The organism is Staphylococcus arlettae (assembly GCF_025560845.1).
GTDB lineage: Bacteria > Bacillota > Bacilli > Staphylococcales > Staphylococcaceae > Staphylococcus > Staphylococcus arlettae.
In genome coordinates this window covers 1,515,745-1,541,300 of sequence record NZ_CP094803.1, presented here as the reverse complement: position 1 = coordinate 1,541,300, position 25,556 = coordinate 1,515,745, and the positions used below count along the sequence as shown (strand labels likewise).

The window sequence follows — 25,556 nt, the reverse complement described above, 5'->3', positions numbered from 1 at the left end:
TTTAATTGATACATCTATTAAACTTTAGAAGTGAAATAATAGATTTTATTTCAGAAAAAGACGGTGCTTTGTTCGAGGCAAAACACAACAGACAAGCAAAAGATAAAAAAGAAACGTTCGATTTTTCTATTCTTTCAAGTCGTGCAGAAAAGTTTAGAGAGCGTAACCGAGTTATTACACAAGATAGCAACGGAAAATACAGGGAATTTATTATAACTGGTATTTCTGATGATGTGGACGGCGTAACTGAAATACAAACTAACGCATCATATCTTGAAGATATTGGAACAGCTAAGCCGTTCGTTCCGGGAGAATTAAAAGATATGACAGCAACACAAGCCTTGTATGAAGTATTAAGAGATACAGGGTGGGAAGTTGCGCCGGACACAGAATATAACGGTATAAAAACAACGAAATGGACGGAACACAAAGCACCATATGACGTAGGTTTACAGTTAGAAACTACTTACGATATGGAACTAGATTTTTATATTGAATTAGGTTCTAACGAAGTCGAACATCGTTATGCAGTTTTAAAACACCCAAAAAGTTTATTTAAAGGTAAAGAAGTTAAATTTGGCAAAGATTTAACGGGTCTATCAAGAGAAGTTGATTTCACAGAAATTAAAACGGCGTTAATGGTTGTTGGTCCGGAAGATGACGACGGAAACACAACAGAGGTTGTTGTAACAGACGACCAAGCGCAAAGACAATTTGGTTTACCTCAACGTTATATTTGGGACGTTTACAAACCACAATCAGAAAACAGTGATATAACAGAAAGTAAATTAAAAGCATTAGGCGAAAACGAATTAGATAAAATTAAAACGGCTAGTGTTACTTACGAAATATCTTCTTTAGATATTGATTACTTATACCAACATGAAACAACATCAATTGGCGATACAATCAGAGTTAAAGACGAAGATTTTAACCCACCGTTGTATTTAGAGGCTGAAGTAATTGGCGAAGAATACGATTTACTAGGAAAAGAAAGTGTTTATACTTTCGGTAAAGTTATAAGATATAGCGAAGAAGATTTGACCCAATTTTTCAGACAACGTTTACAAGAAATTAGAGAAAAATTAAATGATGATATAACTAACCTCAACACACAACTACAAGAAACAGCAGAATATACAGAAAAATATTACGAACAAAAGATTGTTAAGCAGCCCGAACCACCCACAAACCCAGTTGACGACATGTTATGGTACGACACAAGCAATCCGGACGTTGCTGTATTAAGAAGATACAGAAACGACGAATGGCACAATCAAACAGCAAGTGACGTACAACAATTAGGTGGTATGACAAGGGAAGAAACGATTTACAATGAATTAGTAAGCACATTTGAAGATTTGCAGTTACAACATACGATGCTACAAACTGATGTATACGACGTTATTAATAGTCAATATTTAGTTGATACCGAACTAAAAGAACAAGTACAAACAGATTTAGACAGCGTTAGTGTTGTATTTAATCAAATCAAAACTAATTTAGATAGCATGGATAAAGATACGGCTACAATCGGTAAATTGATAGATACACAAGCAATGTTCCAAAATTATAGGGAAAACCTACAGAAACTAAATGATAGCGTACAAAACGCTAAAATAAGCATTGACGAGCGTTTGAAATTATTGCAACAACAATACACCGAAGAAAAATTTAACGATGCAATGACTGAAGTAGCAAATACATTGCCGAATGGGGAATGGGATAGCCAAACAGGAAGGTTGTTAGCTGATATACCTAATCAAGAGCAATTGAACGATTTAAAAACAACTGTTAATGATTATGTAGACGGGGAAATCCAAACGCTTAATGACAATTTAGTGGATAAAATAAACACTGATATTAAAGCAACAAAAGAAGAATTAAGCGCTAGTGTTTCGAGTTTTCAAGAAAAGGTAGACGGTTTGGAAGTAGGGGCAAGAAACTTATTAGTAAGCTATGCAGACCAATATAAAGGAATGGTTAAACACTATATTGAAAGCACACAAAGTTTTGAATTTTCCAGTTGGGGCGATAACCTTTATTCTAGTGAATATATCAACCAAAAATTGAAACCTGAAGAAACATACACAATTTCATATGATGTTGAAGTTATCGGACTAACAGACCTAGCAGAACAATTAGAACCTACAGGCTTATCAACTGGATTAATTCTTTTTGACAGAACGACAAGTGATTTTGCAATGCACGCAAGAAAGAAAATGCCACGTGAAATAGGTTATACCGAACATATTTCAGAAACATTTGAAATGAAAACCGGCGATTATGATTTAATAGGTTATTCAAATCTGTTTAGAGGTAACGTTATTGTTGACAAAGAAACGGATAATGAAACAAAGGACTCTGCAGAAACCACACAGGACGACACAGAAGAACAAAATATAACTTCCGATACAAACACAGCAGAAACAACAATAGGCGATACAATGAGCGCTCAAGAGCCTACAAATGATAGTACAACAGATAATAAAACTCAAACAGTTAGATTATCGGAAAGCGACACTATACGAATCACTAATTTAAAACTTGAAAAAGGTACGGTGGCAACAGATTACACACCGGCTCCCGAAGATTTTCAAAATGATATTAGTAGTATTGGTGCAACAGTCGAAGAACAAAATACAGAAATTAAGTTAATGAAGGATAATATTAATTTAAAAGCTGATGAATCAACAGTTACACAACAACTTGGCGAAGTTGAATCACAAGTGCAAGACAATACAGCACAATTAAATATACAATCTGATGAAATCAATAGTAAAGTTTCGACAAGTGAGTACACAGCAGACCAAGAAAATGTTGTTAATCGTTTAGATAGTGCAGAAACAGAGCGCCAACAATTAAGTAACGAAATCAACGACAGAGTAACATTAAAAGAGTATCAGAACCTTAATATTGGTACACGTAACTTGATGTTAGATACAAAAGAACGTGATGATTTTATAGGTGTAGAAGATACAGAACTTCACATTGAATATGAATTTACTAGACCATTAACCGTTGGCGATGAATACACATTGTCTTATGAAATTTATGACTTGTCCGGAGAACCGATAAATCGTGTAAGTTATTATCCTTATGACCCGGCAGGCGAAAGACGTGATATATCAGTTGTAGATAATAAAGTAATAGCAACGTTTAAGGCACAAGCAAAAAGTGAAAAGATGTATCTTTATAAAGGTCTTGCCGGAATGACAGACCCAACAAAAGACTTTGTAATAAAAAATGCAATGCTAGTTGAAGGTAATAAAGCCGGCGATTATGCAGAAGCACCGGAACACGCCGATACACGTTTAAACGAAATGGAAACATCGATTAAACAAAACGGCGAACAAATACAAGACCGAGTAAGTTTAACCGAGTTTAACGAAAGTAATAAAACATTATCGCAAGTTGTTTCAACACTCACACAAGACACGACAAACGGTTTAACATACACATTTGATGAAAATGGTAAGATAACAAGTTTTAACGTTGGTAATGACGGTGTGACAATCAGAGGCGACAGCGTAGATATTACGGTCAATGATGATTTTAAAGTAGTAGCACAAGATTTAAACAACAAAGTAGACCAAGACAACATTATTAACCGTTTAAACTTATCGCCCGAAGGTTTAGATATCGATGTGAATAATTTAGGTATTAGAGGTGGTAACGATACTAATTATTTAAGCATTAAAAACAAGGAAGTTCTTTCACGTGGTAATGTAACAAGGACTTGGGGAAATGTAACCGACATATCTAATTTAACAATAGGTATAAGAAATGGTTTCATCATGGCTAGTAACGAAGATACTGGTTATAACCTTTATATGACTGAAAAGGGCTTGTCAACAATGATGGCTGGTGGGGTAGGTTCTCATCAAGCCGGTTCTTTAGAATTCCATTATGATTTAATGAACGATGATTCACGAGGTGTGAGATTAAGCTCAACATATGGTGTAGTCTTTTTACATTCAGAAAATAGTAGGATTTATACACGTTCAAAATATACTACAAATATTGAAACATGGGAATCATCAATTTATTTCAGACCGTTTTATAATACACGTCAAGGAGTTAATGAGTTTTCATTATATGTAAAAGATAATGATAACGCTCAATATACAGACGGTTGTATTCTATACGGAGAATTAAGTAACGCAAACGGTTTAGCTGGTTCCGGTATACGTTTCAAGAAAGCTGGGGTAAAAGACGTAGACAGTATGGAATCTATTGTTTACGCTACAAATAATACAGGCGATATAGGTAGTGGTAGTTTTTATGCAGATAAATTATACGGAGATTGGAAATCTAAAACAACTAATTTATATGCTATGACTGAAAGCAATGGAGAATTAAGAGTAACTAATAAAAAAGGATATAATAACGGTGATACTGAATATACTTCAATTCGAGCTAGTGCAATAAAAACAACACACAGCTATGCATTTGCTAATCACAGTGGTAAAGATGTTTACTTTGGCGTTGGTTATAATGAATTGAGAATTACAGCAAACGATTGGTGGAACGGGGGTAGCCCGAAATATCAAGATATTAGATTCAAAAGTTATTACGCTACTTCATCTGAAAATTATAAATATGACATTCAAAAATGGGATTACGAAGTATTAGATGTGATTAAGAATGATTTACAATTGTATTCATTTAAACGTGAAGAAGAAAGAGGTAGCGATTACGAACGTAACCATAGAGGTGTAGTTATTGAACGTGAAACACCTATAGAATGGGTACACAGGGACGGCGTAGATAATTACGAAATGTTATCGTGGTCGTTAAAAGGAATTCAAGAATTAGCCCATGCAAAAGATGAACAAGATATAATCATGCAAAAACAAGATGAAAGAATTAAAAAATTGGAGGAATTAATAAATGCAAAATAATCAAAATGAACAACACAAACCTAATTCAGACTACATGGTTAACTACCTAGTAGATGATAACGCAAGATTAACGAAAGAAAACGCAATGTTAAAAGCGATTATCCAAGAGCAAAACGAAAAATTTAAAGAGTTAAGCGAATCACAAGAAGTTAGCGATTAAATCGTTAGCTTCTTTTTATTATAAAAATTTTTATTAGGAGTGAATTATTATGCTAGAACGTAAAGAACAATCATTTTATTTGGTGGAAAAAGACAAAGAAACAGGTAAAGAATATCCAATGCAAAAAGTGTATAACGGTAGCGCCTTTTCACGTACGACAAGTACATTCAACGCTTATAAATTCGATACTGTAGACAAAGTGAAATCGGCTTGTCAATTACAAAACAGCATGAACGAAATGTTTGGAGAACCGAGCGTTGTTTATTACGCAGAGGAAAATATAACACGAACTTTGTTTGATAAAACAGGCGCAAACGTTGATGAAACAGCAGATTCAACAAATGAAAGCAACACAACAACATAATAAGCAATATCAACAAAGAAATACATTACCCACTACATCATCGGAACTGGAGGGTAATAAGACCATTGGAATCTTACGACGCACGTTTAAGCACAGTGGAAAGAGAAATTAAAGAGCTTAAACAGAAAGACATTAGCCTTGAACAAAAAATAGAAAAAAGTTTTAACGATTTGGATAAAAAATTAGATGCAAAACACAAGGAACAAAACGAGTATTCCAAAGAGTTATCAAAGAAGCTAGACGAAATAAACATAAATCAAGCAGATCAAAAACTTATCAATCAAGAATTACGGTTTACCTTGAATAATTTCAACGAAGATTTAAAGAGAGAAAGAGAAGAAAAGCAAATAGAAAAGAAAGAACGAGAACAAACTAACAAAGAAATTAAGAACACAAGGCGTTGGACAATTGGTATGGTATTTAGTTTTTTAATACCGTTAGCTATTGCTATTATCCAATATTTCTTTCTTTGAAGGGAGGTGAAGCCTTATGTTGAAACTATTAACACAAGCAACCGTACTAGGTTCATTCTTAACATGCTTTTGGTTCGGCGATTGCTAAAAAGTAATAACGAACAAACCGGCTATTAATTTAGTCGGTTTTATTTTATTAATTGGAGGATTTTAAAAATGGAACAAATTATAACTTTTGCAACAATCATATCAGTATTAACAATTGGAATTGTACAAGGTGTAAAACAAACAGGTTCAATACCTAAAAACATTATACCTTTAATATCAATCGTAATCGGTGGTGTTATTGGTGGTGTTTCCGTATTTATTCCAGAAATCTTTTCTGAATTATCAGTAGGCGCTCGTATTTTAGGAGGCGTTATTAGTGGTCTCATGGCTACTGGATTATGGGAAACAGGTAAACAACGTAGTGGTAAGACAAAAGACGACCACCAAAAACAAGGTGGAGGCAAAGTTTAATTATTAAATGATCAACCGGCTATTAATTTAGTCGGTTTCTATATATAAACAATGGAGGTTTTTTAATGGCTCAAGAAAAATGGAATGGCGTTCCGGTACGTTATGAATGGTTGCCAATTGGAACAAGACGAAGTGGACAACCTTTAACTACTGGTAAACCGAAATTTGCGGTAGCACACGACACAGGGAACCTAGACACTACAGCACAAGACAATGTGAACTATTACAAAAATTCATATAATATTGATTGGTCTATTGTCGCAAGTGCTCATATATTCGTAGATGACAAAGAATGTATCGTTTGTATACCCGTTACAGAAAAAGCGTGGCATGTACTATATGGGGCAAGTGCAGACAACCAAATGTACGGTGTAGATGCTAACGACGGGGCGTTCGGTGTCGAAGGTTCATACTTCACAGATAAATCACGTTCTCAAAAATCACTAGATAATTTAGCACGTGTTATATCTTATCTATGTAACTATTGGGAAATTGATTACAAAACAGAATTACCGGGACATCAAGATATTCAAATAGGTAAAGTAGACCCGGGCAACTTATTGGAACACGCCGGTTATAGTCGTAATGTTAGTAATTTAGATAAAATCATCGCTAAATACATTGACGGCGTAGACGAAGAAAGCGATAGCGAACCTTCAAAAGAATTATCAGAACCAACGAAAGAAAAACCAACAGAAAGCCCTAAAACCAATGTTTCATACAAAGAGGCTATAGAGTATATGCACAGCCTCAAAGGTCAATATGTTGATTTTGATAAACGATTTGCCTTTCAATGTCTGGATTTAATCGTAGACTATGCAGACCACGTAACAAATGGCTACAGAATATGGGGTAATGCAAAAGATTTAACTTGGGTTGCTTTGCCTAAAGGTTGGAAACTCGTTGAAAATACCCCCGATTATGTGCCACCTATCGGTACAATCGCAGTATATACTGAAGGTATTTATAAAAAATGGGGGCATACTGGTTTAGTTTGGGACAACAGTGGAGGCACAGAAACATTTGTTATTTTAGAACAAAACTATGATACTTTAGCAAACAGTCCGGCGAAATTGAGAACTGATAATTTTGAAGGTTTAACACACTTCATTGTTCCCGATTTTGTAGATGAAGATGTAGGTTTAGCAGACATCAAACCGACAAAAGTTAAAGGAAGCAAAAAAGGTAAGTCGTTAGAATTAGGCAATGTACCACCTAAAAAACTTACGTGGTCTAACCAACCGTACTTTAGAGCAACAGCAGATAGTGAAGGCGTTTCTATTTGTAGACCAAACCATAACAATGTAATGGTTGTTACTAGCGAAACTTATAATGCCGGTTATGAAGATTTATATATTTATGAAATTCGTGACGGTTGGGCGCGTGTCTACAGTCCTGACAACGACGGTTTTGTTTGGTATGAACGATTACGTATTAATAAAGTATTTAAACCGGGTGGCGGTAACGAATTACATGATGATACTAATTCATACGTCAATGTTTTAGACGATTTAGCGATTGGTTCAATTCCACCCGATGATTTGAATTGGTCTAAAAATGCATATTTTAGAGGTTGTGTTGATAGTTACGGTGTAACAGTGGCAAAACGTACAGGTGATAATAACTATAGTTGGCACTTAACAAACGAAAGTTACAGTGCTGGTTACGATCAATTTTATATATTCGAGATATTAAACGGCTGGGCGCGTGTTTACAGCTCAAGCAATAACGGCTGGGTATGGCACGAACGGCTAAGAGTTGTTGAAGTTTATTAATATGTTACAATAAATTTGACCACATAGTATACAAGGGTAGGCACATAGAAGTGTCTGCCCTGCTTTTTTGTGTTCGATTTTATGTTCTATCTATTCTTTTTTTAACGTGTTGTGTATTATGTAGTTAGTTATAATATAGAAAAAGGGGATAGCAACCCATGGATAAAAAGAATACAATTTTAAGTTTTTTTAATACACCCTATGGTGCATACGGAATAGAAACGCTTGGAACATATTATTTATATTCTGAAAAAACAGAAAATGATTCGAGAAATAAAATATATTTTGCCAATTTAAACAAGAGAATAGAAGGCAACAAAGAGCCTTTTTTTGAATTATCACTCAGAACAACTGAAATTTTTGTCCCAACTGGTAGCGACGCATCTAATAAATTAATCGTAAAACAAGTATTACCAAAGAGTCGAGAACATTCTGATATTGGTTTGAAGATATTTAATAATGAATCTGAAGCAAAACAAGCTATAAAAAAACTTGGAGGCTCACTCAATATAAAAGAAATTTTAGAAATTGATTAGTTGAATAGTTTTTTTAAAAGTAAGCATTCTACTATAATACGTAAAGTGCTAGGGTAGGCACGTTTTTGCTTGCCTTATTTTGCGTTGCATCTATACTTTAATTAATTTTTATATTATTATGTGAATATTACTGTATTAAATATAATGTAGAAGGGGTATAATATGAATGAAGTTACGAGTCTAATTAAAGAAACTGTAAAAGAGTTTAATAATGATAAAAAAGGAAAATTAGTAAGAAATTATTTGAAAAATACAAAAAGTCATGAAGTGAGATCTGTTCAAGAAAAAGATAATATTGAAGAGATAATATCAGATAAAATAAAAAGCGATCCTACAAATGTGAAAAAAGCTTTTGTAGATGTGTTGTTTGAGCAATTATATAAATATTCAGCTATTTTTAAAGTTAATAATTCCAATTATGAGGAGTATATAGAACCTTTAAAAAATAAAACTTATGATAAAGAAAATGTAGAATTTGTATTTAATGAAGATATGCAAAGCATTGTAATAATGGAAGAAAAGATAGGTCACAAACTAGTTGATGATTCACTTATCGAAGTTAAGAGAATAAATACTTCTTTAATTACTATAATTAATTCTGAAAATGGTGCATATCTCGTAATATCTACTGAAAGTATTCCTCAATATTACAGACGTAATGAATCTACACAATATTACTTAAATAAAATTGATAAGATAAGAAATTTTATTGAAAATACGCTTTTTTTAAGTCTGTCTGCCGTTGATTTTAACTACACGATAGAACAAATAAGAAAAAAAGATGACGAAAATGAAATGATAGTAAGCGCACAATCTATGAATACAAATAGTGGGGCTAAGGCAACCTTAGATTCTTCTAGTTCAAAAGACATAATTCTTCCTATTTTAGGAGAAATAAAAAATCTATTAGAAGAAAATGTAGAATTATTCCAACAATGTAATGAAGGGTATGATTTGCTTAAGAATTATATCGAAGAGTTAGAAAAAGAATCTGATTTGCCTTGGATTACATTAAGGTTTAATAATAAAATTCAAGTAAAGTTTTTATTTGAAATAGCTACTAATAAAGATTATACTTTACTAAATTATTATAGTGATTATAATTCAAGTAAAAAAGGAAGGGAAGCGATGAACGATGTCACAAATAAAATTATATCAAAATATAATACATTCAGTAATAACTTCTCAGAAAATTAATATTGGTATGAAAGAAGATTTGGAAAAGAGTATTATTAAAAGTATAGAGAGTGGTCTTTATATACGTCCTGGAACATATAAAAGAAGGTTTAATTTACCCATCAAAGATTTCGTACAAATAATGAATGAGCTAACTAAAGAAGGGATATTGACCTTAAGGTTTGAAATTACTTTAGGTCATGAAACATCTCCGGAAAAATTTAAATTGGGTAATTTACCTAGCTATTATTATGATAATGAGCTTGACCAAAAAATCGAAGTAGATTTAAATAAAAATGTTCGCCCTGTATATGAGGTGACTAACTTTGAGTGATCCTATAAGTGAAGCAATAGAAGTGCTGAGATTTACTAGTATTGAACAGATTGATGACCAATTTATTTTAGATGATAATAGGTATGAAGAGTTGATTGTTGATCTTAAAGAAATGGAGAAAATTGAAAAAAGTACTAAAGATAAAGGTGAAAAATTAGAAAAATTATTAGTTAAAGTTCTTGAAGGAACGAATCTATTTGAATGCAAAATCAATATCAGAACTAGTACTAATGAAATTGATATAAGAGCAGAAAAGAGTGTGCTATTCAACAACGTTAAAGAAAACTATAATTTTAATATAGAGGATATTATATATTTTGAATGTAAAAATTATAAAAAGCCAATTGACGTTACTTGGACCGGTAAGTTTCACTCATTACTTAACGCTTCTAATAATACTTTAGGTATATTTATATCTCCAAAAGGATTAACGGGTAGTAAATGGAGTGATGCACATGGGTTATGTAAGAAGTTGTATTTAAAGACAGGAATAAAAATTATATCTATTACTTTCGATGATTTTAAGGATTTAAATAAAAGAAGTTTAATAATGATTATTAAAAATAAGATTGAAGAATTAATAGAAGATATAGATTTAGATAATGCTTTAAGAGAAACCCACCCTAACGAAAAGAAAATCGAGTTTATAGAATAGTTGTTTTTGCCCCCCCCACCAGTTGGTGGGGTTTTTTATGGCGATTTACATGAAACATACACCTTTACATATACGAACAAGTGTTCTATTATATATTCAAGAGGTGATACTATGAAAATAATAAATCCTAACGCACCAGATGAATATAAATATGAAACTGATTACCATGAGATACCTAGAGAATATCTTAATCCACGCATACCGCAAGGGCGTGGCATAGTTAAGTGGAACGCCTTCAAGACCCTGCTCGAACAATACGAGCAATTAGAACAATACATACAAGACCAAAATAAAATTGATAGACCATCATTAAGTGATGATCAGTTACAACGATTAAATGAAACGTTAGTTTTTAAGATGTTCAATGACCCACATATTAATGTACGGTACTTTAGTAATGGCTATATTAAAGAAAAAGAAGGCGTAATTCATAAAGTTGACCCTTACACACAAACGCTGCATCTATACGAAAATAAAGGGATAGATAAGTTGGATTTGAAAGATATTGTGGAGATAAAATAATTAAAAAAAGTGTAAATAAATAATTGATTACTTACTCCTTGTGTAGTATAATTATATATGTAAGGTTGAGATACACCTTACAACCCTCATGAAAGGGGGTGATTAAAATGTTAGAGATGATAATAAAATCGCTGACACAAATACTAATAACATTAATAGTATTCGCACCAGCGATATTAAAACAACTAAGACTTTGGCATCAAGGTTCATGTCACGACCAAGATAATGAACCGAGAAACTAATTATCATCTGCTCCCGTTAATTCGGGGGCTCCCTCTTTCATGATTAATTATATTATATAGAATTGGAGGTTTCAAGTTATGAATCTGCCAACCATAATAATATGTATTGTAATAGCTTTGATACCTACTATCATTAAAGTAGCAAGAATCTTACATTTAAAACGTAATGGAATTAAATATATTGGTAATAATAAGTTTGAAAAAATTGGTGATAAAAAATATAAATGGTATGAATGGATGAGATAATATGAGTGAATATAAACAAATGATTATAAAACTAATAAACAGTGATGTAACAGGATACCAGATTTATAAAGATACTGGATTAAGCCAAACGGTTATGTCTACATTGAGAACAGGTAAACGTGATATTGATAATTTAAAATTAGGTACTGCAGAAAAACTATATGAATACGCAAAAGCCCACCTTGATTAGGTGGGATGTTTATGAAAAAATGAATATGTATTTGCTTTTTAAATATCTTAATTGATTCAAAAAAACCATCGTGTTATCGTAAAATCACGCCTAAGCTTTAATTACTTCAAGGGACACTTTATTGTGTCCCTTTTTTTATAAACTTATTATATATGTTAATATGTTGTGTAATGTAAGAATTAAAAAGAAAGGTGGGTTAGTATCAAAAATGGTATTATAATATTACTCGGTTTAATCTTATATGTTACTTGTGTTTCTTTTCTTATTTATGAATTAAACAAAGAAAATGATTACACTCCACCTACATATTTACAAGATATGACATTTGATAAAGAGAATGAAGTGAAACTCAATGATATCGGTTATAAAATAAAAAATATTGAAAAAAGTAAAAAATCTATGATAATAACATTAAGGGTTGCTAATTACAGAAACGCATATGTGACTCTGAAATATAATAAGTTTGCTTTAACTAATAACATTGACACGCAAAAACCAAAACCTAAAATAAGTGAAGAACTTAATGAATCGGTTGATAATATGAACAACCAAATAATAGCAAACATTAAAGCTAATAATGTCAAAGAAATTCATTTAGTGTTTAATCTAAATAAAAACTTCATGCAAGCAAAAGATATGTTATTAAATGTTTATTCAGAACCAAAATTTGATAATCAAATTTCTATAATTTTATAATTTTTTATATCATATGAAGCTGAAAATTAATGTACGCCATATTGGAAAAGTGAAAATAAGTGTAGCGATAATACTTAAGCACAATAAAAAAGTATTTACTAGACGGTCCCCATGAATGATAGAAAGAATATTGACTATTAGTAATATAACTAAAAGTATCATGCCATTATAGAAGTATAATTCGCCATTAAAAAATTTATTAAAAGATAAAATAGGGATTAAATAAGCAATTAAGGTTGATAAAGCAGATATAAGAGTCATATAATATTTCATCTTTGAAAACTCCTTTTTAGTGATTTTCTTAATCATATCAAAAAAAATCATATAACTTCTACTAAATTTTTGGGAAATTATTGTTATCTCTTTAAATGACTTATAAGTTGTGTTAAATTGCATTTAGGTCATAGTTCTCCAAACTTTGCCTGTCAGATTCAATGAATTTATTTTATTAACTTATTTTAAGGGAATGAGACAGTTAATACTGTCTCATTTTTTACTGTCATTAAAAATTCATTCATAACGGCGACCGTTATTTCAAGCAAAAACAAGAATACTTGTTCTGTTTTATAAATGATAACACGAACACTTAAAAGCAATGTCTTACATATATAGTGGCAACAAATTGGCAACAAAACTTTTAAAAGAAGTTTTAAAATGCTTTCGTGGCGCTTTTAAATCGTTTTAAGTTTTTAAAGTTAAATTGTTGATTTTAAAGTGTTTTTGAATGTTCGGGTCAAATGATGACAATGATGAACAAAAATATGGACTCAAACATGAAGAAGTCTAATTAATAGACCATTAAAGAGCGGATAACTACTGTCGAACGTAGTTATCCGCTCTTAATTTATGTTGGCAAATCTAATGTGTTTTGGTTATGGAACATATAAAATATAAAATCAATATAATGAAATATTTATTGTAGAATGATGGTATTATTATTGTAATATTCGCACAATTCCGACAAACTATTTGCACATAATTTACAATTATTATATAATATCAAACATAGAAGGGGGAAAATTAATGAAAGATGCATATGATATGGAAGACAAAGAAGTCTTGGATAGATTAGCTTGTGCACATATTAATTTTTGCAATAATGACGAATTTTTACAATATAACAAAGCAATCCAAACACAAGACATGACTTATTTGAGACATTTGTTAAACAATTTAAACTCATCAGTTCCAATGTAATTGTCAGGATTGATTTGGGAATAAGCCTTGAAAAAGGCTTATTTTTTTGTCTTAAATGAACAAAGATAGCTGGTAATTGAATTTATGTAATTTTTGTGGCGATTATTGTTTGGCAGCGCTATAATTTAAGACAAAATGATGAATAACTATAGAGGGAATGTTATAATATCGTTTGTGATATTTGTAAAATATAAAAGAAGGTGTCGTCGTGTTATATTTAGTTTTCTCCATTGTCGTTGCTTTTTTAATGGGCATAGGTGTAATAGTTATAAGAATGAAAGCGCAACAATTTCCTGTTAACGAAAAGAAAATCATTTTACCTCCGTTTTTCATGGCAACTGGTGCGTTAATGTATGTGATACCTTACTTTAGATTGTCAGGACTTGAAATTATTGAATGTATTATTTTAGGTTTATTGTTTTCGACCGTTCTAATATGGACGTCACGCTTTGAAACAGATGGCCATCAAATTTATATGAAGCGATCTAAAGCCTTTCCCATTATTTTAATTACTTTATTACTGATTCGAACAATAATTAAAGTATTTGTTAGTAGTCAAATTGATCCAGGTGAAATTGCAGGTATGTTTTTCTTACTTGCCTTTTGTATGATTGTGCCATGGAGATTGGCAATGCTATATAAATTTAAAAAAGTAAAACGTAACCTTGTATAAATAGTTATGAAACTTTAGCGGTAAGCAAGTATTTGTAAGTTAATAAATAGAGTAATATTTTTATTTATAATGAGGCTAGGACAAAATGGATTTGTCCTAGCCTCTTTCTTATTGTCAGATGATAATTGAACTAAAAAATCCGCTTCAATTATGCTTTTCAATTCTGCTTAGCGATGTTGGAGTGAGACGAGGAAATCTTGTTAATAAAACTTAGATTTCTTACCACTCCCTTTTTCTTTTTATAAACGGTATGATAAACTATTAACAAACAATAGAACGTGCGTTCTGCAAAAAAGGATGGCTAAAATGAAAATTATACATACTGCTGATTGGCATTTAGGACGAATTTTAAATGGCAAGTCATTATTAGAAGACCAAGCTTATATATTAGATGAATTTGTAGCAGCAATGCAAAAAGAGAAGCCTGATGTAATAGTTATTGCTGGAGACGTATATGATACGAGTTATCCAAGTAAAGCAGCGATTATGTTATTTGAAGAAACAATTAACCAATTAAATTTACATATGCAAATACCTATGATTGTGACAAACGGTAACCATGATGGCAAAGAGCGACTTAATTATGGTGCTAAATGGTTCGAAAAGTCACAAATGTATATTAGAACAGAGTTAGCTACTATGGCTACACCTATCAATATAGGAAATGTAAATTTTTATTGTTTACCATTTGCAACCATAAGTGAAGTACAAGCTTTCTTTGATGATAAAACTATTACGACGCATCAAGCTGCTACACAAAGTTGCATCACTTATATGGCTGAAAATTTAGATACATCACAATTTAATGTATTAATAGGACATATAACGGTTCAAGGTGGCACACGTTCAGACTCTGAAAGACCAATTTCTATTGGCACAGTTGAGTCGGTAGAACAGGATGTTTTTGCACCATTTAATTATGTTATGTTAGGTCATTTACATCATCCGTTTAGTATCGATTCAGAGTTTATCCATTATAGTGGTTCGTTATTACAATATTCATTTTCAGAAGTTAATCAGCCTAAAGGCTATCGAATGTTATTGATTGATGAAATGGAACAACAGCAATTATTTATACCGTTAGAGCCTAAACGGCAATTGGAAGTTGTAGAAGGTGATTACGAAGCAGCAATACAAGAAAATATTCCTCTGAAAAATAAAGAAAATTATATTCATTTTAAGTTGAAAAATATGACGCATGTGACTGATCCGATGATGCATCTCAAACAAATATATCCTAATACATTATCACTCACAAATGTGTCGTTTAACTTTGAAACGGCAAGTGTTGAAAATAATACTGAACTTCGTGAACTCAATGATTCAGAAATTATTAATAACTTTTATCAAAGCATGACTGATTCGACACTATCAGAGCTACAACATAAAAAAATAGTGCAATTACTCAATGACTTGTTGGAAGGAGAAGAATAAAAGATGAGACCAATTTCAATAACTTTAACCAATTTTGGTCCGTTTTTAAATGAATATATAGATTTTAGAAACGTACATGAAAACCAATTATTTTTAATAAGTGGTAAAACAGGTTCGGGTAAGACGATGATTTTCGATGCTATTGTCTATGCTTTGTTTGGAGAAGCCTCTACTAAGGGGCGCAAAGAGTTAGATTTAAGAAGTCATTTTGCAGATGGTAAATCGCCAATGACTGTCGTATTTGAATTTAAATTAGGTGACTCTTATTTTAAGGTGGAACGACAAGGTGCATTTTATAAAGAAGGCAATGTGAGCAAGACAAATGGCCAATTAGATATATTTCAATACATTGAAGATGGTTATGAATTAAGAGAAAGTAAAATTACTGCAGGTAATCAAATGCTCAAAGATTTATTAGGGGTAGATGCAGAGCAATTTAGACAATTGTTTATTTTGCCACAAGGTGAATTTAAAAGATTTCTATTATCAAAGAGCATAGAGAAGCAGGAAATTTTGAGAACTTTATTTGATAGTCAACGTTTTGAAATGATTCAAAAGCAACTTACTGATGATGTTAAAGAGAGTCGTGATCAAATAGAACGAAATTTCGACCAACTTGAGAATTATTGGCATGATATTGAAACATTTAACGATGCTTCTTTACAAGAACATAAAGCAACTCCTGTGAGACAAACGGAACAATTATTGAAAGTTATACCTGAATTTGAGCGCACTGGAAATCAACTATTGGAGCAGTTAACAAAACAACAACAATCGCAGCAACAACAATTAGAATCAATACAACAGCAACTCGAGCATAATAAACAACTGCAAGATAATTTCCACAAACTTCAGCAAAATCAAGCCGAGTTAGCAAAGTTAAATGAACGAGAACCTGAAATTGAAGATTTAAAGCAAACATTAACAAAATTAAATGAAGTCAAACCATTAGCCAATTTAATTGAAAATAAAAAAACATTGGATGAAAAACGGCTAGCAACAGAACAACAATTATATCAAGTTGAAAAAACTATAGGACAGTTGGTACAAGAGCAAACGGAGTTACAACAACACTATGATAGACAACAAAATCACAGTGAAACAATAGAACAACAACGCCAATTTTTATCTAATACTAAAATGTTTTATCAGCACATCGAGAAATATAAAACAGCATATAATCAAATTACAGACATTCAACAAGTATATAATGAACAGAGTCAACAATTGACGGAAGTTAAAGAGCGGATTGAGCAGTTACACAATGAACTAAAAGATGAGCAACCGGACTATGAGGCTATTGAAAAAATTGACCAACAAATATACGAGTTGACTAACCAAATTAAGGAATACCAACGTAACGTAACGGCAAAACAACAATATATTAAAAATCAAGAAGAAATTGAGCAGCAACAAGCTAGATTGAAAGAACAGGAACAACGTTTAGCGCAGTTAACTGCAAGTTATAACGACATTGATCAAGTCAATTTACAATTTAGTAATAAACAAGAAGCGATTGCACAAATTCAAACTACTTTAAATATAGGTGATACATGTCCAGTATGTGGTAATGAAGTACATGATCTAGCGCAACACATAGATTTTGAAAATTTAAGCAAACGTCAACAGGAATTAAGTAAGCTAGAACATAGTATGCAACAATGTAAGGAGCAAATTATTCAACATACAACAACATTAGAGCATTTGACAACACAACAAACAGCTAACCCTGTAAATATGGATGAAACGTATGATATTGCTGAATTAGAGCAACAACTTACTCAAATTCAAGATCAACGCACTGCGGCAAAACAACGTAATACTTATATTCAAAATCAACGAACACAATTACAACAATTAGAACAACAAGCACATACTTTAGAGTTAGATTTGAAAAAATCTGAAGCGCAATATCAACAATTTGAAACCTTAATCAATGACTTTGAAAGAGTGACACAGTATTCCGATACGACAGAATTCGTTAAAGCATATGATACGCAAAATGAAGAAGTGACGAATTTTGATAAAACGCTTGAGCGATTAAATAATGACTTGCAACAGTGCCAACATCAATTAAATATTGAACATAATAGTAAGAAATATATAGAAGCACAATTACAAGATGTCAAAAATGAACTTCAATCAACAGAAGAAAAAGTACAACAAGAAATGCAACGCATCGGTTTTACGGCAATGACTCAAGTCCACTCTGCAATGGAACAACTGAGTAATAAAGCGTCAATTGAAATAGAAATTAGTGATTTTGAACAGGAAAAACAAGCTATTACAATTGTGGTTTCACAACTAGAAGCAGCGACGCGTAATCAAACCGTTGCTGATATAGATGAATTAGACCAACAAGTGCAAAAACACCAATCAGCATTAACGCAAATAACTACAGAATTAAATCAACATCAATATAAAGTTGAATTTAACACGGCGAAATTTACAGCAATCAAAAGTTTAATTGCAGAGTTGAACGATTATTTGCATACGCAACAAGAAATTTTTCAGTTGTCAGAAATAATAGCAGGGAAAAATGAGCACAAATTAACACTAGAAAACTATGTATTGATACATTACTTAGAACGTATATTAGGTCAAGCGAATCAACGTTTAGCATTGATGACCAATCAGCGTTACCAATTGAAACGTCGACAACAAGTTTCTCAAGGCTATAGTGGTTTAGAAATAGATGTTTTTGATGCCTATTCAAATCAAACACGCCATATTTCATCATTATCAGGTGGAGAGTCCTTTCAAGCCTCGTTAGCATTAGCGCTTGGTTTGAGTGAAATTGTGCAACAAGAAGCGGGTGGAATTGTACTATCTTCTATGTTCGTTGATGAAGGTTTTGGTACATTAGATCAAGAAACATTGGAAACGGCATTAGATACATTATTAAGTTTGAAGTCTACAGGCCGGATGGTTGGTATTATTTCACATGTAAGTGAGCTAAAACAACGTATTCCTCTAATGTTAGAGGTGAATACTGAAGGATATCAAAGTGTGACACAGTTTAAACAGCAGTAATGGAGCATGAATTTATGAAGTGCATTTTTAGAGGGTTGTTGTAAATATACGAAAGAGCCTGGGGCATAAAATGCTCGGACAAGTGAAAAAAGGTAATTTCTATATTATTTCAATAGAAATTGCCTTTTTCATAATTGTTTTGATTATAGTAGCTCGTTGAGCTACTACTTTTCTTATATTAAGTGCCGTTAATACAAAGTCCAGCTCTCTTTTGACTTTATTTATGCCTCTAACCGACATTCGAGTGAAACCCAAAAAGTTTTCATAAATCCAAAAACAGGTGCTACATCATTTTGGGATGATATGATGTAGCACCATTATGATGTTTGAATTCATCGAATTCATTTTCAGGGATTGTTTCAACGATTTCATTAACATGTCGTGACATATCATTTGTGGGGATAAGAATTAAGGTTTCCATTGGTAGTGTTAGTTGAGTCATGTTATAACCTTTATATATAAAACACCTCGTTAATTTAGTTGAGTCGTGTTTATTAAATGATGTGTAAGGAACTTACTTTTTAAAGTATTTTAATGTAAAAATTATCTATGAATGCGCCGTATTCTGGTGAGATTCTTGAGGGGATAGGATAAGCTGAATACTACAGGCTGAAGCTGTCGCCTAAGAAAGCGAGCCAACAATACGAAGTATTGAATAAAAAAAGAAGCACTCAGATGATTTAATTCGTCTGAGTGCTATTTTTCTGAGATTTATGTCCCAGGCACTTATTAATTAATTTTTTTCTTTTAAGATATCTCTGATTTCAGTCAATAATACTGTATTTTCTTCAATTTCTTCGTCTTCTTGTTTAATAAGGGTATTAGCAATTTTAACAAAGATGAATAATGCAAATGCAATAATGATAAAATCAATTATTGATTGAATGAACATACCGTATTTTATACCCATAAATGACCAGCTTTTCGCAAAATCAACAGTACCAAAAATTAAACCAATTAAAGGCATAATGATATATGTAACTAGGGCAGTAACAATTTTGTTGAAAGCTGCACCCATAACTACTGCAACGGCTAAGTCCAGTACGTTACCTTTTAATGCAAAATCTTTAAATTCTTTTAACATTTTTAAATTCCCTCACTTTGCTATTATATTAAATTTGATTATACTATATAAATAAATTTATGAAAATACTTTTTTAAAGTACATTTAACTTGGGAATTATATTGTATAATAAAAGAAATTAATTAAAGACGATTTGATTAATTTTGCTAGTTTTGCTATCCTAAAACGTGGCTATAATATTAAATAATATTATAAGATTTAGCCTTACAATAAAATTTATGAAGGGGAGTTAATTTTTATGAAATCATCTGAAACGACTAATCGTAATAACAAACGTTCTCCCGTTTTCATTTATAGTGCAATTGTAGTGGCGATAGTTGTACTAATTGGTGCAATTTGGCCAACGCAATTTGGAGACGTTACGAATGAGATTAAACTGTGGATTACTGATAAATTAGGTTGGTACTACCTCATTCTAACAACGATTATTGTATTTTTCTGTGTGTTTTTAATGTTCAGTCCAATTGGTAAACTTAAATTAGGTAAACCCAATGACAAACCTGAATTTAATACAATATCTTGGTTTGCAATGTTATTTAGTGCAGGAATGGGTATTGGTTTAGTATTCTATGGTGCGGCAGAGCCAATGGCACACTTTGCTGCTCCACCAACAGCTGAACCTGAAACTAAAGCTGCATATACTGAAGCATTACGCTCTACATTTTTCCATTGGGGATTCCATGCCTGGGCAATTTACGGAGTAGTTGCACTTGCGTTAGCGTATGCTCAATTTAGAAAAGGTGAGCCAGGCTTAATTTCTAGAACTTTAAGACCAATGTTAGGGAATAAAGTTGAAGGACCTATTGGGACAATTATTGATGTGCTTGCAGTATTCGCTACAGTAGTTGGTGTGGCAGTATCACTTGGTATGGGTGCATTACAAATTAATGGTGGTTTGAACTATTTATTTGATGTTCCAAATAATATTTGGGTACAGGGTATCATTATTACAATCGTAACAATTTTATTTCTTATAAGTGCTTGGTCAGGTTTAAGTAAAGGTATTCAATATTTAAGTAATTTAAACATTAGTTTAGGTTTATTACTAATGATTATTGTGTTAATTATTGGTCCTACAGTACTAATTTTAAACATGATGACAAGCTCAACTGGTAGTTTACTAAATTCATTTTTAGCGAACTCTTTTGATACAGCGGCACAAAATCCTCAAAAACGTGAATGGATGTCTAGTTGGACACTTTACTATTGGGGTTGGTGGTTAAGCTGGAGCCCATTCGTTGGTATCTTTATTGCACGTGTATCTAAAGGACGTTCAATTCGTGAGTTTATTGGTGGCGTACTTTTAGTACCAGCAATTGTAAGTTTCATCTGGTTTAGTGTCTTTGGTGTGCTTGGTATTGAAGCAGGGAAAAAAGACCCTAAATTATTTGAAATGTCAGCTGAAACGCAACTCTTTGGTGTATTTAATGACTTGCCGTTCGGTATAGTATTATCGTTAATTGCACTTGTATTAATTGGATCATTCTTTATTACATCTGCAGACTCTGCGACATTTGTATTAGGTATGCAAACATCATTTGGTTCATTAGAACCTACAAACTTTGTTAAAGTGACTTGGGGTATCGCACAATCACTTATTGCCTTTGTATTATTATTTGCAGGTGGAGGGGACGGTGCCGAAGCATTAAACGCCATACAAAGTGCGGCGATTATTAGTGCCTTGCCATTCTCCTTTGTAGTAATAATGATGATGATTTCATTTTACAAAGATGCAAACCAAGAGCGTAAGTTCTTAGGTTTAACATTGACACCTAATAAACACCGAATGAAAGATTATGTAGAATTACAAAAAGATGAATACGAAGACGACATTATTGAACGTCGTAAAGATTTCAGAAATACAGAACAGTAATATTTTACTAAAGCCGAGGATCATATTGATTCTCGGTTTTTTATTTAGCATCCAATGATAATGATTCTCAATTGATAATGTTTACTTATTGCACTTTAATGGTATGATAAGGTACGCTTATGTTAACTGATTGGAAAATCAAATCTAATTTTGCCGGGAAACTAGCGTTATGTAGTTGTTTTCAGCAAAAGATAATAATACAATTTAGTTAACGGCACAATTAATAAATATCAGGGGGGATATATATGGCTTCTAATATTAAAGCGCAAGCGAAAAAATCGTTTGACCTAAATGGAAAATCATATACTTATTACGATTTGAACACTTTAGAAGAGCAAGGTTTAACTGAAATTTCTAAGTTACCATATTCAATTCGAGTGTTATTAGAATCAGTTTTACGTCAAGAAGATGGTTTCGTTATTACTGACGATCATATTAAAACATTATCAAAATTCGTGGATGGGGCAGAAGGAGAAGTTCCGTTCAAACCTTCACGTGTTATTTTACAAGACTTTACAGGTGTGCCAGCTGTCGTTGACTTAGCATCACTACGTAAAGCTATGGATGACGTAGGCGGAGATTTAAATAAAATCAATCCAGAGGTGCCTGTAGATTTAGTTATCGACCACTCAGTACAAGTTGATAGCTATGCGAACCCAGACGCTTTAGAACGAAATATGAAATTAGAATTTGAGCGTAACTATGAACGTTACCAATTCCTTAATTGGGCAACTAAAGCATTTGATAACTATAGTGCAGTACCACCAGCAACTGGTATCGTGCACCAAGTTAACTTAGAGTATTTAGCAAATGTTGTTCATGTGCGTGACGTAGATGGAGAAGAAGTAGCATTCCCAGATACATTAGTAGGTACAGATTCACATACTACAATGATTAACGGTATTGGAGTACTAGGCTGGGGTGTTGGTGGTATCGAAGCTGAAGCAGGTATGTTAGGACAACCTTCTTACTTCCCAATTCCAGAAGTAATTGGTGTACGCTTAACTAACGCTTTACCTCAAGGCTCTACAGCTACTGATTTGGCTCTACGTGTAACACAAGAATTACGTAAAAAAGGTGTTGTAGGCAAGTTCGTTGAATTCTTCGGACCAGGGGTACAACATTTACCATTGGCTGACCGTGCAACAATTGCTAATATGGCGCCTGAATATGGTGCAACATGTGGTTTCTTCCCTGTAGATGAAGAATCACTGAAATATATGAGATTAACTGGTCGTTCAGAAGATCATATTGAATTAGTGAAAAAATATTTACAAGAAAACAACATGTTCTTTGATGTTGACAAAGAAGACCCAGAATATACAGACGTTGTAGACTTAGATTTATCTACAGTTGAAGCATCATTATCTGGACCAAAACGTCCTCAAGACTTAATTTTCTTGAGCGATATGAAGGAAGAATTTGAAAAATCTGTAACGGCACCAGCGGGTAACCAAGGTCACGGATTTGATGAAAGTGAATTCGACAAAACTGCAACAATCGAATTTAATGATGGTACATCAACAACTATGAAAACTGGTGATTTAGCTATTGCAGCTATCACATCATGTACAAATACATCTAACCCATATGTAATGCTAGGGGCTGGCTTAGTTGCTAAAAAGGCAATTGAAAAAGGCTTAGAAGTTCCTGAATTTGTTAAAACTTCTTTAGCTCCAGGTTCAAAAGTTGTTACAGGTTATTTAAGAGATTCTGGCCTACAACAATATTTAGATGATCTTGGATTTAATTTAGTTGGTTATGGTTGTACTACATGTATCGGTAACTCAGGTCCTTTACGTGAAGAAATTGAAAAAGCGATTGCTTCAGAAGACTTACTTGTTACTTCAGTATTATCTGGTAACCGTAACTTCGAAGGTCGTATTCATCCATTAGTAAAAGCCAATTACTTAGCATCACCACAATTAGTAGTTGCATACGCATTAGCAGGTACTGTTGATATTGATTTACAAAATGAACCGCTTGGTAAAGGTAAAGACGGCGAAGATGTATTCTTAAAAGATATTTGGCCTTCAATCAAAGAAGTATCAGATACTGTTGATAGTGTTGTTACACCTGAATTATTCAAAGAAGAATATGAGTCAGTTTATAATAATAACGAAATGTGGAATGAGATTGATGTTACGGACCAACCATTATATGACTTTGATCCGGAATCAACTTATATTCAAAACCCTTCATTCTTCCAAGGCCTTTCTAAAGAGCCAGGTAAGATTGAACCATTAAATGATTTACGTGTAATGGGTAAATTTGGTGACTCAGTAACAACAGACCATATTTCACCAGCAGGTGCGATTGGTAAAGATACGCCAGCAGGTAAATATTTATTAGATCATGACGTACCAATTCGTCAATTTAATTCATATGGTTCACGTCGTGGTAACCATGAAGTTATGGTACGCGGAACGTTCGCGAATATTAGAATTAAAAACCAATTAGCTCCAGGTACAGAAGGTGGATTCACAACTTATTGGCCAACAGGCGAACAAATGGCAATTTATGATGCTGCTATGAAATATAAAGAAGATGGCACAGGTTTAGTTGTGTTAGCTGGAAATGATTATGGTATGGGCTCTTCACGTGACTGGGCTGCCAAAGGTACTAACTTATTAGGTGTTAAAACTGTCATCGCGCAAAGTTATGAACGTATCCATCGTTCAAACTTAGTTATGATGGGTGTATTACCATTACAATTTAAAGATGGTGAATCAGCTGATAGTTTAGGTATTGATGGTACTGAAATTATTTCTGTTAACGTTGATGAAAACGTGAAACCACATGATTTAGTTAAAGTACAAGCGAAAAAAGACAATGGCAAAGTAATCGAATTTGAAGCAGTAGCTCGTTTCGATTCTAACGTTGAATTAGACTACTATCGTCATGGTGGTATCTTACAACTTGTATTAAGAAATAAATTAGCAGAATAATTTTAAACATCTAACGGCTATGTGAGCTTTTGAGCTTTCATAGCCGTTTTTCTATGTTAGTATTTAAACAGTAATGTATTAATTGAAATGAGGAAAGAGAATGATTTATACACTCACTGAAATAGAAGCAAGATATCAAGAAACAGATCAAATGGGCGTTATCTATCATGGGAATTATCCAACATGGTTTGAGGTGGCGAGAACGGACTATATAACTAAATTAGGTTTTAGTTACAAAGCTATGGAAGATAGTGGTGTTATTTCACCTGTAACGGAAATTAATGTTAAATATATTAAATCAATTACATATCCTGAAAAAGTAACAATTAAAACTTGGGTAGAGCGCTATTCTCGTTTACGTTCACTTTATTGTTATGAAATATACAATGAGGCAGGAGAATTAGCTACAACAGGCTCTACAACGCTCACATGCATACGAAAAGCAGACGGGAAACCAATAAGATTAGATCGTACCTTCCCAGAGTGGCATGCAGTATATAAAGATGTCGATGAACGTAATAAAGCAGGAGAAAATTTAGAAGTTAAAAAATAATAATGCGCAAATAATGTAGTTTTGGCAAA

23 protein-coding genes and 2 pseudogenes are annotated in these 25,556 nt (G+C 32.6%); 22 read left to right on the top strand and 3 right to left on the bottom strand.

Translation table 11 applies throughout. From position 1 onward, the window contains the following. Positions 1–5: 5 nt before the first annotated feature. From MUA37_RS07475 to sbcC, 19 genes are all read left to right on the top strand, one after another. Positions 6–4,904, top strand: a complete 4,899-nt coding sequence (locus MUA37_RS07475; RefSeq protein ID WP_262624420.1) for a phage tail spike protein — start codon at positions 6–8, stop codon at positions 4,902–4,904. Next, on the top strand, positions 4,894–5,064 hold the full coding sequence (locus MUA37_RS07470; RefSeq protein ID WP_002512374.1) for a hypothetical protein: 171 nt from the start codon (positions 4,894–4,896) through the stop codon (positions 5,062–5,064). Before MUA37_RS07475 ends, MUA37_RS07470 begins: the two co-directional genes overlap by 11 nt. A gap of 49 nt (positions 5,065–5,113) precedes the next feature. Beyond that, positions 5,114–5,428, top strand: a complete 315-nt coding sequence (locus MUA37_RS07465; protein WP_262624419.1) for a hypothetical protein — start codon at positions 5,114–5,116, stop codon at positions 5,426–5,428. A gap of 65 nt (positions 5,429–5,493) precedes the next feature. Next, positions 5,494–5,901, top strand: coding sequence for a hypothetical protein (locus MUA37_RS07460; RefSeq protein ID WP_262624418.1), 408 nt, complete (start codon positions 5,494–5,496; stop codon positions 5,899–5,901). A 156-nt stretch (positions 5,902–6,057) separates the two neighbouring features. Continuing rightward, on the top strand, positions 6,058–6,360 hold the full coding sequence (locus MUA37_RS07455; protein WP_262562086.1) for a holin: 303 nt from the start codon (positions 6,058–6,060) through the stop codon (positions 6,358–6,360). Between the two features lie 65 nt (positions 6,361–6,425). Continuing rightward, positions 6,426–8,135 (top strand): peptidoglycan recognition protein family protein, encoded by a 1,710-nt coding sequence (locus MUA37_RS07450; RefSeq protein ID WP_262624417.1) that lies wholly within the window; start codon positions 6,426–6,428, stop codon positions 8,133–8,135. 158 nt (positions 8,136–8,293) lie between these two features. Further along, positions 8,294–8,671, top strand: a complete 378-nt coding sequence (locus MUA37_RS07445) for a hypothetical protein (protein ID WP_262624416.1) — start codon at positions 8,294–8,296, stop codon at positions 8,669–8,671. Positions 8,672–8,833: 162 nt separating this feature from the next. Further along, positions 8,834–9,868 (top strand): hypothetical protein, encoded by a 1,035-nt coding sequence (locus tag MUA37_RS07440; protein WP_262624415.1) that lies wholly within the window; start codon positions 8,834–8,836, stop codon positions 9,866–9,868. Next, positions 9,807–10,181, top strand: coding sequence for a hypothetical protein (locus MUA37_RS07435; RefSeq protein ID WP_262624414.1), 375 nt, complete (start codon positions 9,807–9,809; stop codon positions 10,179–10,181). Before MUA37_RS07440 ends, MUA37_RS07435 begins: the two co-directional genes overlap by 62 nt. Beyond that, on the top strand, positions 10,174–10,836 hold the full coding sequence (locus MUA37_RS07430; protein ID WP_262624413.1) for a restriction endonuclease: 663 nt from the start codon (positions 10,174–10,176) through the stop codon (positions 10,834–10,836). The genes MUA37_RS07435 and MUA37_RS07430 overlap by 8 nt, the downstream gene beginning before the upstream one ends. A gap of 111 nt (positions 10,837–10,947) precedes the next feature. Beyond that, a complete protein-coding gene (locus MUA37_RS07425) occupies positions 10,948–11,358 on the top strand; it encodes a YolD-like family protein (RefSeq protein ID WP_262624412.1) in 411 nt (136 codons plus the stop codon). Positions 11,359–11,465: 107 nt separating this feature from the next. After that, positions 11,466–11,600: a hypothetical protein gene (locus tag MUA37_RS07420; RefSeq protein WP_017723195.1), complete on the top strand. Its 135-nt coding sequence runs from the start codon at positions 11,466–11,468 to the stop codon at positions 11,598–11,600. Positions 11,601–11,678: 78 nt separating this feature from the next. After that, entirely contained in the window at positions 11,679–11,846 is a 168-nt protein-coding gene (locus MUA37_RS07415) for a hypothetical protein (RefSeq protein ID WP_262615728.1), read from the top strand. A gap of 1 nt (position 11,847) precedes the next feature. After that, on the top strand, positions 11,848–12,036 hold the full coding sequence (locus tag MUA37_RS07410) for a hypothetical protein (protein ID WP_262624411.1): 189 nt from the start codon (positions 11,848–11,850) through the stop codon (positions 12,034–12,036). 318 nt (positions 12,037–12,354) lie between these two features. Beyond that, positions 12,355–12,732, top strand: coding sequence for a hypothetical protein (locus MUA37_RS07405; RefSeq protein ID WP_262624410.1), 378 nt, complete (start codon positions 12,355–12,357; stop codon positions 12,730–12,732). Positions 12,733–13,755: 1,023 nt separating this feature from the next. Then, positions 13,756–13,929 carry a hypothetical protein gene (locus MUA37_RS07400; protein WP_002511073.1) on the top strand — a complete coding sequence of 58 codons (174 nt, stop codon included), beginning with the start codon at positions 13,756–13,758 and terminating at the stop codon, positions 13,927–13,929. A 208-nt stretch (positions 13,930–14,137) separates the two neighbouring features. Then, positions 14,138–14,602, top strand: a complete 465-nt coding sequence (locus MUA37_RS07395; protein ID WP_002511074.1) for a CcdC family protein — start codon at positions 14,138–14,140, stop codon at positions 14,600–14,602. 306 nt (positions 14,603–14,908) lie between these two features. Further along, a complete protein-coding gene (sbcD, locus tag MUA37_RS07390; protein ID WP_262624409.1) occupies positions 14,909–16,036 on the top strand; it encodes an exonuclease subunit SbcD in 1,128 nt (375 codons plus the stop codon). A 3-nt stretch (positions 16,037–16,039) separates the two neighbouring features. After that, positions 16,040–19,069 (top strand): exonuclease subunit SbcC, encoded by a 3,030-nt coding sequence (gene sbcC / locus MUA37_RS07385; protein ID WP_262624408.1) that lies wholly within the window; start codon positions 16,040–16,042, stop codon positions 19,067–19,069. A gap of 99 nt (positions 19,070–19,168) precedes the next feature. On the opposite strand, the pseudogene MUA37_RS13375 reads toward sbcC, so the two are convergent. The 3 genes and pseudogenes from MUA37_RS13375 to mscL all read right to left on the bottom strand — a co-directional run. Then, positions 19,169–19,359 (bottom strand): annotated as a pseudogene (locus MUA37_RS13375) (IS5/IS1182 family transposase); the annotation flags it as partial. Next, positions 19,356–19,529 (bottom strand): annotated as a pseudogene (locus tag MUA37_RS07380) (IS5/IS1182 family transposase); the annotation flags it as partial. The pseudogenes MUA37_RS07380 and MUA37_RS13375, both read right to left, overlap by 4 nt. A 273-nt stretch (positions 19,530–19,802) precedes the next feature. Next, entirely contained in the window at positions 19,803–20,153 is a 351-nt protein-coding gene (gene mscL / locus MUA37_RS07375; protein ID WP_002511077.1) for a large conductance mechanosensitive channel protein MscL, read from the bottom strand. 238 nt (positions 20,154–20,391) lie between these two features. Between mscL and MUA37_RS07370 the strand changes: the two genes are divergently transcribed. From MUA37_RS07370 to menI, 3 genes are all read left to right on the top strand, one after another. After that, complete coding sequence (locus tag MUA37_RS07370) at positions 20,392–22,026, top strand: BCCT family transporter (protein ID WP_107373454.1); 1,635 nt, start codon at positions 20,392–20,394, stop codon at positions 22,024–22,026. Positions 22,027–22,271: 245 nt separating this feature from the next. Continuing rightward, a complete protein-coding gene (gene acnA, locus MUA37_RS07365; RefSeq protein ID WP_002511080.1) occupies positions 22,272–24,974 on the top strand; it encodes an aconitate hydratase AcnA in 2,703 nt (900 codons plus the stop codon). 100 nt (positions 24,975–25,074) lie between these two features. Further along, positions 25,075–25,527 carry a 1,4-dihydroxy-2-naphthoyl-CoA hydrolase MenI gene (menI, locus tag MUA37_RS07360; RefSeq protein WP_142019670.1) on the top strand — a complete coding sequence of 151 codons (453 nt, stop codon included), beginning with the start codon at positions 25,075–25,077 and terminating at the stop codon, positions 25,525–25,527. The last annotated feature ends 29 nt before the right edge of the window (positions 25,528–25,556 follow it).